This is a genomic window from Corallococcus sp. CA054B (assembly GCF_003611625.1).
GTDB classification, from domain to species: domain Bacteria; phylum Myxococcota; class Myxococcia; order Myxococcales; family Myxococcaceae; genus Corallococcus; species Corallococcus coralloides.
On record NZ_RAVY01000017.1, the window covers coordinates 13,941 to 26,749 of the forward strand.

13 protein-coding genes and 1 pseudogene are annotated in these 12,809 nt (G+C 69.0%); 13 read left to right on the plus strand and 1 reads right to left on the minus strand.

The features are described 5' to 3' along the window. The first annotated feature begins 25 nt into the window (after positions 1-25). The 12 genes and pseudogenes from D7V80_RS06660 (at position 26) to D7V80_RS06710 (ending at position 11,599) form a co-directional block, all read left to right on the plus strand. Positions 26-700, plus strand: coding sequence for a DUF6875 domain-containing protein (locus D7V80_RS06660; RefSeq protein WP_120587361.1), 675 nt, complete (start codon positions 26-28; stop codon positions 698-700). 368 nt (positions 701-1,068) lie between these two features. Next, entirely contained in the window at positions 1,069-3,246 is a 2,178-nt protein-coding gene (locus D7V80_RS06665) for a methyl-accepting chemotaxis protein (protein WP_120587362.1), read from the plus strand. A 34-nt stretch (positions 3,247-3,280) separates the two neighbouring features. Continuing rightward, complete coding sequence (locus D7V80_RS06670) at positions 3,281-3,499, plus strand: hypothetical protein (protein ID WP_120587363.1); 219 nt, start codon at positions 3,281-3,283, stop codon at positions 3,497-3,499. A 9-nt stretch (positions 3,500-3,508) separates the two neighbouring features. After that, a complete protein-coding gene (locus tag D7V80_RS41670) occupies positions 3,509-3,667 on the plus strand; it encodes a hypothetical protein (protein ID WP_158616560.1) in 159 nt (52 codons plus the stop codon). A 109-nt stretch (positions 3,668-3,776) separates the two neighbouring features. After that, positions 3,777-4,415 carry a hemolysin III family protein gene (locus tag D7V80_RS06675; RefSeq protein ID WP_120587364.1) on the plus strand — a complete coding sequence of 213 codons (639 nt, stop codon included), beginning with the start codon at positions 3,777-3,779 and terminating at the stop codon, positions 4,413-4,415. Positions 4,416-4,446: 31 nt separating this feature from the next. After that, a complete protein-coding gene (locus D7V80_RS06680) occupies positions 4,447-5,364 on the plus strand; it encodes a DUF6310 domain-containing protein (protein ID WP_120587365.1) in 918 nt (305 codons plus the stop codon). Beyond that, positions 5,361-6,116, plus strand: coding sequence for a DUF5953 family protein (locus tag D7V80_RS06685; protein WP_120587366.1), 756 nt, complete (start codon positions 5,361-5,363; stop codon positions 6,114-6,116). The genes D7V80_RS06680 and D7V80_RS06685 overlap by 4 nt, the downstream gene beginning before the upstream one ends. A 257-nt stretch (positions 6,117-6,373) precedes the next feature. Further along, positions 6,374-7,159, plus strand: a pseudogene (locus D7V80_RS06690) (DUF6310 domain-containing protein). Further along, positions 7,156-7,911: a DUF5953 family protein gene (locus tag D7V80_RS06695; protein ID WP_120587367.1), complete on the plus strand. Its 756-nt coding sequence runs from the start codon at positions 7,156-7,158 to the stop codon at positions 7,909-7,911. Before D7V80_RS06690 ends, D7V80_RS06695 begins: the two are co-directional and overlap by 4 nt. 109 nt (positions 7,912-8,020) lie before the next feature. Further along, on the plus strand, positions 8,021-9,259 hold the full coding sequence (locus tag D7V80_RS06700) for an FAD-dependent oxidoreductase (protein WP_120587368.1): 1,239 nt from the start codon (positions 8,021-8,023) through the stop codon (positions 9,257-9,259). Between the two features lie 131 nt (positions 9,260-9,390). Continuing rightward, positions 9,391-10,191, plus strand: a complete 801-nt coding sequence (locus D7V80_RS06705; RefSeq protein ID WP_120587369.1) for an SRPBCC family protein — start codon at positions 9,391-9,393, stop codon at positions 10,189-10,191. 97 nt (positions 10,192-10,288) lie between these two features. Then, positions 10,289-11,599: a sorbosone dehydrogenase family protein gene (locus D7V80_RS06710; protein WP_120587370.1), complete on the plus strand. Its 1,311-nt coding sequence runs from the start codon at positions 10,289-10,291 to the stop codon at positions 11,597-11,599. Positions 11,600-11,609: 10 nt separating this feature from the next. Here D7V80_RS06710 and D7V80_RS06715 read toward each other — a convergent pair whose 3' ends face one another. Next, the gene (locus tag D7V80_RS06715; protein WP_147447002.1) at positions 11,610-11,945 is read right to left on the minus strand and encodes a hypothetical protein; all 336 of its coding nucleotides are present in this window, start codon (positions 11,943-11,945) and stop codon (positions 11,610-11,612) included. Between the two features lie 292 nt (positions 11,946-12,237). Between D7V80_RS06715 and D7V80_RS06720 the strand changes: the two genes are divergently transcribed. Beyond that, positions 12,238-12,756, plus strand: coding sequence for a class I SAM-dependent methyltransferase (locus D7V80_RS06720; protein WP_233585187.1), 519 nt, complete (start codon positions 12,238-12,240; stop codon positions 12,754-12,756). The last annotated feature ends 53 nt before the right edge of the window (positions 12,757-12,809 follow it).

A 12,809-nucleotide genomic window follows, 5' to 3' on the forward strand; every position in this document is an offset into this window, starting at 1 on the left:
CACCGCCCCCTTCGAGGACTCCTCCATGCGCGTTCACCCCGACGACGCTTCCTGCTGGCTGTTCGACCTGTCCGACCTCTCCGGCGACCAAGACGCCCCGCCCGGCACCGACCTGCACGTGGCCCGGCAGGCGGTGCACTGGGCCCGCACGTACCTCTCCGCGCCGCATCCCGAGCTGGGACGGCCGGGGCTGGTGTGTCCCTTCGTGCCCCGCTCCCTGGACCTGTCGCTGTTCCTCCCCACCGTCCGCCGCGGCGCGGACCTCACGCCCGGCGACATCGACGCGATGGTGCTCCGCTACCGCGACTGGTTCCTCCAGCTGGAGCCGCGCGAGGGGCGGGATGCGCAGTACAAGTCCATCCTCCTCCTCTTCCCGGATCTGCGGCCGGAGGACTACGCGCGCCTCATCGACGGACCGCAGGAGCGGCTCAAGCCCGCCTTCGTGGCGGACGGGTTGATGGTGGGCCAGTTCCACGGCGCGCCGCCCGCGAACCCCGGCCTGTGGAACCCGGACTTCCGGCCGTTGAAGAGCCCCATGCCCATGCTCGTCATCCGCCACATGGTGACCAGCGACCTGCCCTTCCTCACCGACGCGCGCCCGCTGGTGGAGTCCTACGTGGCCCGCTTCAACGGAAGGCTGTCGGCGAAGCAGCAGGAGCTGATCGCCCGGCTGCACCCGGGCGTCCTCGAACCGCGCTGAGAGGCTCGCCCCTGTGCTGAAAACACGCATGGGACCCCCGTCCAGGCGGCCTGCTTTTTTCACTCCGCGCACAGTCGCGGGCGGCGCCGTGCCGGGCCCTCGCTGGCCCGGCCCCCTCCAGGGTGCATGCGCCACCGGGGCTTGCCTCATGGCGCGCCCAGAGGAGCGCTGAACCCTCAGGGTAGGGGCTTGCGACAGAACCGGCGGCGCGGCGAGCTTGAGAACAATTCCATGTTTTACGTTTCTATCCAGGCATGTTCGCGAGGGCCGAGGACGGTGCGTGAACCACGATGGCCGGAGGCACGGCGGGCGAGGCATCAGGGACCCATTTTACTTTGGACCCCCTGGCGCTGGAGCATGTGTCACGAATGTGTCGCTCCCGCGTCTTCGCTATCGACTTGCTCCACCGACCCATCTCCTTCCGCGGCTCCCGGAAGGCCCTCGCATCGCGGCTCGCGGCCTTGGGGTCCGCGCTGCTGATGCTCCTCGCGTTCGTGCCCGCGGCGCGAGCGGAGGCCACTGGGACGACGGCGGCCCAGCCCGCGCTCGACGGGTGGCGCTATCGCTGGGGCGACTCACCGCTGGGGCCTGACGGCGTTCCCACGTGGGCGACGGAGCCGGAGGACGCGGCGGGCTGGCAGGCCGTGACCGCGCTCCAGGAGCCGCCGGGCCGGGGGACGAACACCTTCCTCTGGCTGAGCATCCCCGTGCCCCAGGGCCCGTGGCTGGAGCCCGCCCTCTTCCTAGGCAACGTCGCCAACGCCTTCGAGGTCTACGCCAACGGCCAGCGCGTCTACTCCAGCGGGACGCTGACCCCCGACGGCCAGGAGCTCATGGAGAACATGGTCTGGCACCTGGTGCCCGTGCCGCCCGCGTCGCTGGGCCATCGCGTGCTCCTGCGCATCCAGGCCCATGGGCCCGCCATCGGCGTCACGCGCGACGCGAAGGTGGGCTCGCACCAGGCGCTGCTCGCGGAGGTGACGCGCGTGGGCCTGGCGCCCTTCGTCATGGGGGCGCTGCTGGTCGGCATTGGCGCGGTGTCGCTGTTCGCCGCGATCCTGCGGCGCCAGTGGCGGATGCTCGCTGCCCTGACCGTGTTCTCCGCGGGCTCGGGCGCGCTGCTGCTCGGCTCCAGCGGCCTGTTCCCGGCGCTCTGGGGCAAGGCGGCCACCGGCAGTGTCCTCACGCTGCTGGGCTCGTACGCCATCCTGCCTGCCCTGGCGTGGTTCATCTCCGATACCGTGGGCACGGACAAGCTGCGCTGGTTCCGCCGGGGCGCGGCGGTCGTCACCGTGCCGGCCATCCTCCAGGCGATCATCGTGGTGGTGGACCTGGGCTCCGCGTGGCGGCTGCTGTCCGCCTTCATCCTCTATTCGCTGCCCGGACTGCTGGTGTGCGTGGGGGTCGCGGTGGTGGAGGCGTTCAAGGGCAACAAGGACGCGCGCATCTTCGTCGCGGGCCTGGGAGTCCTCACCATCGTGCTGCTGCTCAGCACCCTGCCGATGCTGGGCGTGATGGAGGCCACCGACAGCCAGGTGCACTGGGGCTTCTTCGCGCTCACGCTGTCGCTCGTGGCCATCGTGGCGCGGCGCTCCGCGGAGGTGGTGCGCTCGCTGGCGGAGTACACGCACCAGCTGGACGCGCGCCGCAAGGACGTGCGCCTGCTGGCCGAGGGCATGGGCCGCGGCGCGGACGAGCTCGCCGCCGTCGTGCAGCAGCTGCACACCTCCAGTGAGGAGCAGACCGTGGGCATCAGCCGCCAGGCCGCCGCGCTGCGCGAGCTGGAGGCGACGGTGGAGGAGATCCGCCAGGGCTCGCACCTGACGGCGGACAAGGCGCGCGTGCTGGCGGCGTCCGCGGAGAGCGCGGAGGCCGTGGGGCGCGAGGGCGGCGCCGCCCTGGAGCGCACGCTGACGGACCTGGCCGCCATCCGCACGGAGGTGTCGGGGATGGCCGCGCGCATCCTCGCGCTCGACGAGCGCACCCGCGAGGTGTCCAGCATCGTCGACGACGTGAAGACGCTGGCGGACCAGTCCAACATGCTGGCCATCAACGCCGCCATTGAAGCGGTGCGCAACGGCGACAGCGGCAAGGGCTTTGGCGTGGTGGCCAAGGAGATGCGCCGGCTGGCGGACCAGTCCATCCGCGCCACCGAGCGGATCCGCGACGTGCTCGACGGCGTGAGCATGAGCATGCGCGAGGCCGCGCAGATGAGCGGACAGGGAGAAGCGCGCGTGCAGGTGAGCCTGGACGCGGTCCGCAACTCCGGCGCGCAGCTGCAGAAGCTGACGAGCATCATCGGCGACACCACGGGCAGCGTGCGGCAGATCACCCAGGCGGTGGCCCAGCAGGACTCGGGCACGCACCAGATTGCCCAGGCCATCCAGGAGCTGTCCGGCCAGATGCAGCGCACGCTCCAGGCCGTGGAGGAGACGCGCACCGTCACGCACTCCGTGCAGACGCTGGCGGAGGTCATGTCGGGGGCCGCGAGCAAGGCGCTGCGCTCCGGCACGCTGGACGACCAGCAGAAGCCCGCGGCGGCGTGAAGCTTGGGGCCCGGATGGGGCTACACTCCGGGACATGGTGCCCCTGACCGACCACTCCGGGCTGTCCCCCGAGCGGCGAGCTGCCCTGGAGCGGCAGCTCGCGCCGCTCACGCTGCTCCAGGACGTGGTCCGCTGGGGCTTCGCGAGCAAGCCGCCGCGCGACGTGACGGCGGTGGTGGTCCAGGACGAGTTCACCCACGACGTGGTGCTGCCCTGGGAAGAGGAGCGCTACCTCGTCTTCGACACCACCTGACTGGGCGGCGTGACTTCGGTCTCCGTGTGGGACCACTGCCCTACCGCGGATGAGCTGCTGGACGCGCGGCTGCGCGCCGGCTGGACGCCCACGCCGACGAGCACCGTCGACGGGGACGTCATCCTGGGCCACGCCGCGTGCCGGGTGCCGTCCGGGGCCGCGAGCTGACGTCCTGGCGACACTCGTCCGGGGCGTTGCGTGGAGAACGCGACGTCCGGGGCGCGAAGGCGCGCGAGCGCTGACGAAGCCATGACGTGCCGGAAGTACGAGCACCGCCATGGAAGAGAGTGTGAAGCCCCGGTTGCGCGGCCTGTCCCACGTCATCGCGTTCGTGGCGGCGCTGGTGGGCTGCGTGCGGCTGGCGCAGCTGCCGGTGCACGGCGTGCAGTACGCGGCGAACCTGGTGTTCGGTTGCAGCCTGGTGCTGATGTTCGGCGTGAGCGGCGGCTATCACTGGCCCACCTGGAGCGCGGCGACGTACCAGCGGATCCGCCGGTTCGACCACGCGGCCATCTTCATCCTCATCGCGGGGAGCTTCACGCCGCTGGCGACGCTGGACCCCATGGGGGGCCTGAGTCAGAGGCTGCTCTGGGTGATGTGGGGCGCGGCGCTGACGGGAGCCACGTTGACGCTCGCGGGAATCTCCGCGTCGAGGAGCCTGCGCTCGGGGCTCTACGTGGCGCTGGGCTGCGTGGCGGCCCCGGTGTTCTGGAACCTGCCTGGGGTGATGGGCCAGGACCGCGTGGGCTGGCTCTTCTTCGGAGCCGTGCTCTACGCCGTGGGCGCGGTGGTATACGCGCGCCGTTGGCCGGATCCCATCCCCCACGTCTTCGGCTACCACGAGGTGTTCCACGTCATGGTCGTCGCCGCGGCCGGCACGCACTACGCTGTGCTGCTGGACTTCGTGGGGCGGTAGGACGCCTTGCCTTCGAGTAGAGGCCGTGGCCATGCGTTTGCGCGCGTGCATCGCAATCCTGCTGTTCCTTTCGGGCTGTGCTTCGACAGGGCCCATCGCGAAAGAGCCCACGGCCCGCGCCCAACGGATTGCGAACCTCCAGCGAGCAGCGGCACTGCCTTGGATGGACGGCGGGCGGTGCGTCGTTCGCGAAGCGTCCCAGCCGTGGCCCGAGCTGGTGGAGAGGTGTTACCGGACGCTCGACCATGACCGGGTCGAGTTCCACGACACCACGGGAAGGTGCACGGTCGCGTCCACTGGCGCCGCTGCCATGGGGATCGGGTTCTGCGTGCTGGCGGCTCCTGAAATCGCCGTGGGAGCCGTGATTGTCCTGGGCGTGGTGGTGGTCGGTGTCGCCATCCAGGAGGCACTGGATGCATATGAGTTCCGCCACCTCTATCCCGAGGAAGCAGGGACCTCACGAGGAACGAAAACTGCGTCCCGAGATGCTGTAGAGAAGCCGAAGCCCAAGCTGGAACCGGAGCCAGCCGGCCAGGGCAGGCAGCCCCCAGCGCCCCCTGTTCCCGTGGACCGGACGCGGCGCGCCAGCTGTGAGCCTGTACCGGTTCCCCATGCGGGCGAGGACGACGCGCACAATGAATGCGCCGACAAGTTCCCGCCGAACCGCTATCCGGGGATGGACGTGCTCGTTGGCGGGATACGCTTCGATGCGCTTCAAGTCGGCATACGCGTGTTGTGGGAGATCAAGACCCATCGCTTTGATACATACAACGAATTCGTTCAAAACCAGGAGGTCGAGAAGGAGATTGAGCAACTGCGCAATGAGCGCCGGGTGGCGCAAGCCTGTGGATACGACTTCGTTGTTGGTGTGAGCACCCAAGCACACAAAGACGCGCTGTCCGCTCTTGATTCCTCGCTCAAGATCGTCGTCACGGGATGCAAACGATGACCACTACAAAACGACTCGTTCTTGCCGTCTACGCCCCTTCGCTCATGGGTGGAGATGACCGCACACTCGCAGCAGTCCATGGCATGGAACGAGCGTTGCCCGGTTTGCGCCTGGATTGGGAAGTGACTGAGAAGCGACAACTTGCCCTCTTGCCACAGCGCGACGAATGGCTTGCCAAGGCTGCGGCCCAGGGAAAGTTCCCATTCGTATGCAATGGCAATGAGGGTTTCCCGGTGATGCTGAGCGGATTGACAACTCCAGCGAGTCAGGCGCCAGGCGGGCAGCCCTTGCTGGATGTTCATGCAAAGCTGCCGCTAGACGCGGCCGTCATCACGGCAGCGGCAGAGCTGCTGGAGCGCATTGCCGAGGGTGCGCGCGCGTTCTGGGGGCATGCGACGCCGGACGGAGCTGCCTTGGACATCGCGTATCAGATTGCGCCCACGCTGGAGGGGCCGCCATCCCCACGCCGTGGGCTGCCGCCCCTGAAGCTCATCCAGCACATCCGTTCGCCGGAGATCCCCTATTACCTCGGCTGGCTGAACTACTGGTCGGAGGCTGCCGCACGGGCCATCGGGTTCCCGGATCCTGCTCGCGACACCGAGTTGCTCTCACGATCGCGGCGCACGGCGACGGGCGGGTGGATCGTGCAGCTGACGGAGGCGCCCCTCGACCTGGACGACCCCGCCCATCTGGAAGCGCTCAAGCGGACCTATGAGCGCTTCCCTGAAATCGGCGGGCGCGCGGCACCTTGACCCGTACGTGTCAGGGATTGCCGCGTCCGCCGGACGCGACTTCGCTCCACCGCGAAGGCTGGCATACTCCAGACCGGGCCATTTCCGGCTCCGCAGATCCTTGCCTTCGAGAAGAGGCCGTGGCCATGCGTTTGCGCGCGTGCATCGCAATCCTGCTGTTCCTTTCGGGCTGTGCCGCGACAGAGCCCATCACGAAAGCACCCGCACGCCGCAGCCAACGGGTTGCGAACCTCCAGCGAGCGGCGGCACTGCCTTGGATGGACGGCGGGCGGTGCGTCGTTCGCGAAGCGTCCCAGCCGTGGCCCGAGCTGGTGGAGAGGTGTTACCGGACGCTCGACCATGACCGGGTCGAGTTCCACGACACCACGGGAAGGTGCGCGGTCGCGTCCACTGGCGCCGCGACCATTGGACTCGGATTCTGCGTGCTGGCGGCTCCTGAGATCGCCGTGGGAGCCGTGATTATCCTGGGCGTGGTGGTGGTCGGTGTCGCCATCCAGGAGGCCCTGGATGCATATGAGTTCCGCCACCTCTACCCGGAGGAAGCAGGGACCTCACGAGGAACGAAGGTTGCGTCCCGAGATGCTGTAGAGAAGCCGAAGCCCAAGCTGGAACCGGAGCCAGCCGGCCAGGGCAGGCAGCCCCCGGTGCCACCCGTGCCCGTGGACCGGACACGGCGCGCCAGCTGTGAGCCTGTTCCAGTGCCGCGCGCATCCAAAGACAGGCCACATAACGAGTGCGCCGACTGGTTCCCACCCAACCGCTACCCCGGAATGGACGTGAGCGTGGGCGGGGTGCGCTTCGATGCGCTGCAAGTCGGCGCGTAGGTGCTCTGGGAAATCAAGACCCACCAGTTTGAGTCATACAGTACCTTCATTCAGGACCACGAAATCGAAGACGAAATCAAACAATTAACCAAGGAGCGTGACATCGCACGGGCCTGCGGATATGAATTCTTCGTTGGCGTGAGTTCTGAAGCACATAAGCTCGCACTGCTCAGGCAGGACTCCACCTTCAAGGTGGTTGTCACGGGGTGCAAAAGATGACCGCTCAAGGCCCCCTCATTCTCAACATCTATGCGCCTGCGCTTGTGGGCGACGACAACCGCACGCTCGCGACTGTCCACGGTCTCGAACGCGTGATGCCCGGATTGCGCCTGGAGTGGAGAGTGACGGAGAAGCGACAGCTCGCTGTCGTGCCACAGCGCGACGCGTGGTTGGCCCAGGAGGCAACGCGTGGCGAGTTCCCGTTCATATGCAACGGAGATGAGCGTTTTCCCGTGATGATTTCCGGGCACAACCGTTCCGTGTCTGCGAGCCCTGGCGGCGAGCCGCAATTCCAGATCCACGCGAAGCTGCCCCTGGACGTGGCTGTAATCTCCACAGCGACGAATGTGCTTGAAGCCGTGTCGGAGGGCGCCCGAGCGTTCTGGGGACAAGCAACGCCAGACGGAGCTGCCTTGGACATCGCGTATCAGACAGCCCCCACCCGGGGAGGCCCCCCGTCCCCTCGCCGGGGGCTGCCGGCCCTGAAGCTCTTCGAGCACATCCGTTCACCCGAGATTCCCTACTACCTCGGCTGGCTGAACTACTGGTCGGAGGCTGCCGCACGGGCCATCGGGTTCCCGGATCCTGCACGCGACACCGACTTGCTCTCACGGTCGCGGCGCACGGCGACGGGCGGGTGGATCGTGCAGCTGACGGAGGCGCCCCTCGACCTGGACGACCCCGCCCATCTGGAAGCGCTCAAGCGGGCCTACGAGCGCTTCCCCGAAATCGGCGGGCGCGCGACGCCTTGACCCGGACGCCAAGGCTCTGGATGCGTCGGACACCGCACGCCGCATCGGCCAGGGCTCCAGGTGCCGCGCCTCCTGGCGGGATGGATCCTTCGTCCGAGGAGGCTCCACCATGGCCGAGCCCACGCTCACCACACAGTGCTGCATCGCGGGCGGTGGACCGGCGGGAATGATGCTGGGATTGCTCCTGGCCCGGGCCGGCGTGGAGGTGAAGGTGCTGGAGAAGCACGCGGACTTCCTCCGCGACTTCCGGGGCGACACGCTCCACCCGTCCACGCTGGAGCTGATGCACGAGCTGGGCTGGCTGGATGAACTGCTCGCCCTGCCCCACTCCAAGCTCCTCGACCTGCGCTTCCAGGTCGGCGAGCACGAAGTCACCGTGGGGGACTTCCGCCACCTCCCCACGCACGCGCGCTACCTGGCCTTCATGCCCCAGTGGGACCTGCTCGACTTCATCGCGCGCAAGGCCACCATGTATCCGACCTTCCAGCTGCTGCGCCGCACGGAGGTGACGGACCTCGTGCGCGACCAGGGCCAGGTCGTCGGGGTCCGCGCACGGACACCCGAGGGCCCGCTGGAGGTGCGCGCGTCGCTCGTGGTGGCGGCGGACGGCAGGAAGTCCACGCTGCGTCAGCAGTCCGGCCTGGAGGTCCAGAACCTGGGCGCCCCCATGGACGTGCTCTGGTTCCGCGTGACGCGCAGGCCGGACGATCCCAGCCCGCCCCTGGGCCACTTCGAGCGCGGAGCCCTCTTCCTCCTCATCAACCGGGGCGACCAGTGGCAGTGCGGCCGGGTCATCCCCAAGGGCGGCATCGCGTCCGTCCAGGCGCGCGGCCTGGAGTCCTTCCGGGCCGAGCTCGTGAAGCAGGCGCCGTTCCTCGCCGACCGCGCCGGTGAAATCCGAAGCTGGGACGACGTGAAGCTACTGACCGTGCGCGTGGATCGGCTGCGCACCTGGTATCAACCCGGCCTGCTGTGCATTGGCGACGCGGCGCACGCGATGTCGCCCGTGGGCGGCGTGGGCATCAACCTGGCGGTGCAGGATGCCGTGGCCACCGCCAACCTGCTCGCGGGCCCCCTGCTCGCCCGCCATGTCACAACCGAGGACCTGCGCCGCGTCCAGCAGCGCCGCGAGTTCCCCACCCGCCTCACCCAGCGAGCGCAGGTGCTCATCCAGAACCGCGTCGTGGACCCCGCGCTCCGGAAGCACGCTTTCAGCAACGGCCGGCTGCCCTTGAGCCTCCAGCTGGTGAAGCGCATCCCCGCGCTGCGCCGCATCCCCGCTCGCCTGATAGGCCTGGGCGTCCGCCCTGAACACATCCACACGCCGGTCGCCTCACCCCTTCACTGAGGACCGCCGGAGCGCCGATTCCTCCGCCCTGGCTCCAGGCACGGTTGTCCCAGCGCATTCCGGCCCAAAGTTTCGCGGGAAGTGCCTGACGCCCGTGCATCACCCTCCTGCGCGTCAGGTCAGGAGGAATCATGGCGAGTTCACGAACAACAGCCCTGCAGGAAGTCCGTACCCAGACAACCGAGGCCCGGGAGGAGCTCCGCTCGGCGCAATGGAAGCTGACCGGCACCGCGGTGGTCGCGGGAACGATGATGTCCGTGGGGCTGAAGCGCCGCTCGCTCGGGGGCACGGCGGTGGCCCTGGCCGGCGGCGCCCTGCTCTACCGAGGCCTGCAATCCCAGCGGCGTGCGCTCTTCGAGGTCGCCCGGTCGGCCCGCCGCGCATTGACAGGCGAGGAAGCTCGGCACGGACAGCTCATCGAAGTGGAGCGCACCATCACGGTGGAACGCCCGATGGATGAGCTCTACCGCCTGTGGCGTGACCCCTCCACGCTGAGCCGCCTGGTGGAGCACTTCGCGGAGGTCACGCCCACGGCCGACGGCGGTCGGCACTGGCGGATCCATGGCCCGCTGGGGCGCGACGTGAGCTGGGACTCACACCTCGCGGAGGAACGCCCGCCGGAGTTCCACAGCTGGGAGTCCACGGAGAACAGCCCCATGAAGACGCGCGGCTGGGTGCGCTTCCGGCCCGATCCCGCGAACGGGGTAACGGTGGTGACGTTGCACCTGGCCTTCCTGCCCCCGGGCGGCGCGCTGGCCGAGGCGCTGGCGCAGCGGATGCGCGGCATCCCCGCCATGCAGGTGACGAAGACGCTGCGCCGCTTCAAGAGCCTGGCGGAGACCGGAGAGATTCCCACGGAGGACGCGCCGAAGGGGTACGCGTCCATCAAGCAGAAGGTGGATGGCTACGTGCGGAACGTGTTCACTTCTTGAGCCGCGGGCGTCCTGCCCTTCCCACAACTCAACACCCGTGCGAGGGGCGGCTCCGTCCGTCATCGCCGGACAGAGAGGGGGCTTCTAGAGGAAGGGCATGTCCTTCCTCCTCCGAGCCTCCAGCTGCGTGGGCGCCGCGCTGCTCCTGATGAACTGCGCGCACCGCTCCACCCCTGACACCTCCGCCGCGCCCGCGAAGGCGCCCGCGCTGCCCGCGCCCGACCCCAGCTTCAAGGTGAAGCGGTACAGCACGGTCGTCGGCTGGCCGGAAGGCAAGCGCCCCACGGCCCCGGAGGGCTTCGAGGTGACGCGCTACGCGGACGGCCTGCGCAACCCGCGCTGGACCTACGTGCTGCCCAACGGCGACGTCCTGGTGGCCGAGGCCAGCTCCGAGTTCAAGAGCGAGGAGGACAAGGAGGAGTCCATCGAGTCCGGCAAGGTGCGCTCGCAGAACCTGGGCCACAGCGCCAACCGCATCACCCTGCTGCGCGACGCGGACCGCGACGGCACCCCCGAGGTCCGCGAGGTGTTCCTGGAGGGCGTGAAGCAGCCGCTGGGCATGCTGCTGTTGGGCGACCGCTTCTACGTGGCCGGCACGGACGCCGTCTGGCGCTACCCGTACACGGCCGGTGAGACGTCGCTGAAGACTCCCGGCGAGAAGATCCTGGAGCTGCCGGCGGGCGGCTACAACAACCACTGGACGCGCAACCTGCTGGCCAACGCGGATGGTTCGAAGCTCTACGTGTCCGTGGGCTCCGCGAGCAACGTCGCCGAGCACGGCCTGAAGGAGGAGGAGCGCCGCGCCAACATCCTGGAGTTCAACCCGGACGGCACGGGCGAGCGCATCTACGCGAGCGGCCTGCGCAACCCCGTGGGCATGGGCTGGGCCCCGGGCACGCGCACGCTGTGGACGGCGGTGAACGAGCGAGACGACCTGGGCGAGGACCTGGTGCCGGACTACCTCACGCACGTGGAGGACGGCGGCTTCTACGGCTGGCCCTACGCATACTTCGGAGCGAACGAGGATCCGCGCATGGCGGGACAGCGGCCGGACCTGGTGGCGAAGACGCTGGTGCCGGACGTGCCCCTGGGTTCCCACACCGCGTCGCTGGGCCTGGCGTTCTACGAGGCCCAGGCGTTCCCGCGGAAGTACCAGGGCGGCGCGTTCATCGGACAGCACGGCTCGTGGAACCGCGCGGAGCTGTCCGGCTACAAGGTCGTGTTCGTGCCGTTCAAGGACGGAAAGCCGTCCGGGCCGCCGGAGGACTTCCTCACGGGCTTCATCGCCGACGCGGCCCAGGCCCGGGTGCACGGCCGGCCGGTGGGCGTCACCGTGCTGCCGGACGGCGCGCTGCTGGTCGCGGATGACGCCAGCAACACGCTGTGGAAGGTGACCGCGAAGCGCTGAAGGGCAATGCCTAGCAGCTGGTGCAGACCGGCCGGATGTTCTGCCACGAACCGCAGCCGTTGGGGCCGCAGCACGTCATGTAGAGCGTGCCGCTCCGGCCGTAGGAGCCGTTCGGCCAGCTGCCGTCGCCGCCCACCTCGCGACACGCGGCGCAGGTCGAAGACCAGATGACCTGCTCCGCCAGGGATTCATTGAAGGCACAGTCCGGCGTCTTGCCAATGCCCTGCTCCACCTGCGCCGCCTCACCGGTGGACGGCGACGCATCCTGCTCCGACGCCGGACCACAGGCGGAGAGGAGGCCCACGGAGAAGGCCGCCAAAAACAAACCACGGATCATGTTTCGCATGCAGGAGGCTCCAGGTGACGGAGGCGGAAATGCCTCGCGTCCCCACAGTCCGGCAGAAAGCGATATCCTGCGCAACCGGGACGTTTGACTTTGACTCCGCTGTTCCCTTCCTGCCCCGGTGCCTGCAATGACTCTCTTCCGTCCGCTGGCGGTGTTCCCTTTCCTTACACGGTGGAGTCTGTGTCTCGCCCTGGTCACGACAGCCGGAGCCTGCCGCTCCGACCCCCAGGCCGAAGCACCGCCCACGCCCGCGCGGACCGCCGCGCCGGAGCCGGCCACGGAGCTGCATGGCGTGGGGGGCATCGAAGGCGTGGATGCCGCGTATGACCGCTCCCGTCAGCCCGCCCGGTTCGTGGCCGCGTTGGGGCTCACTCCGGGACAGCGAGTGGCGGACGTCGGGGCCGGGCTGGGGTACTTCACGCAGCGGCTCGCGGAGGCGGTGGGCCCCACGGGCCAGGTGGTCGCCACCGACATCAACGACGAAGCCATTCAGCGGCTCCGCGCGCGGGTCCTCGGACGCAAGAACGTCGAGGTGCGGAAGGTGGCCCCGGACGCGCCGGGACTCGAAGCGGGCGCGTACGACCTGATCCTCCTCTCGGAGGTGGATCACTTCTTCGGGGACCGGGTGGACTACCTCACCCGGCTGCGTCCCGCGCTCACGCCCCAGGGCCGCATCGCGGTGACGCACCTGAGGGCCATGCGTCCCCCGCTCGTCGCCGCGGCGCAGTCCGCGGGCTACGCCATCGTCTCCGAGTACAGCGACCTGCCGGACCACTACCTGCTCTTCCTGCGACCCGTCGTGAGCCCCTGACGGCCCCAACCGTCCAGAACCCAGGCCTCCGCGCGCGCGAGCGTCCACTCCCC

What these genes read in the sequence shown, in the direction of transcription:
- D7V80_RS06660 (WP_120587361.1), top strand. Translation starts at nt 26, where the DNA reads ATGCGCGTTCACCCCGACGACGCTTCCTGCTGGCTGTTCGACCTGTCC.
- D7V80_RS06665 (WP_120587362.1), top strand. Translation starts at nt 1,069, where the DNA reads ATGTGTCGCTCCCGCGTCTTCGCTATCGACTTGCTCCACCGACCCATC.
- D7V80_RS06670 (WP_120587363.1), top strand. Translation starts at nt 3,281, where the DNA reads ATGGTGCCCCTGACCGACCACTCCGGGCTGTCCCCCGAGCGGCGAGCT.
- D7V80_RS06675 (WP_120587364.1), top strand. Translation starts at nt 3,777, where the DNA reads ATGGAAGAGAGTGTGAAGCCCCGGTTGCGCGGCCTGTCCCACGTCATC.
- D7V80_RS06680 (WP_120587365.1), top strand. Translation starts at nt 4,447, where the DNA reads ATGCGTTTGCGCGCGTGCATCGCAATCCTGCTGTTCCTTTCGGGCTGT.
- D7V80_RS06685 (WP_120587366.1), top strand. Translation starts at nt 5,361, where the DNA reads ATGACCACTACAAAACGACTCGTTCTTGCCGTCTACGCCCCTTCGCTC.
- D7V80_RS06695 (WP_120587367.1), top strand. Translation starts at nt 7,156, where the DNA reads ATGACCGCTCAAGGCCCCCTCATTCTCAACATCTATGCGCCTGCGCTT.
- D7V80_RS06700 (WP_120587368.1), top strand. Translation starts at nt 8,021, where the DNA reads ATGGCCGAGCCCACGCTCACCACACAGTGCTGCATCGCGGGCGGTGGA.
- D7V80_RS06705 (WP_120587369.1), top strand. Translation starts at nt 9,391, where the DNA reads ATGGCGAGTTCACGAACAACAGCCCTGCAGGAAGTCCGTACCCAGACA.
- D7V80_RS06710 (WP_120587370.1), top strand. Translation starts at nt 10,289, where the DNA reads ATGTCCTTCCTCCTCCGAGCCTCCAGCTGCGTGGGCGCCGCGCTGCTC.
- D7V80_RS06715 (WP_147447002.1), bottom strand. Translation starts at nt 11,945, where the DNA reads ATGCGAAACATGATCCGTGGTTTGTTTTTGGCGGCCTTCTCCGTGGGC.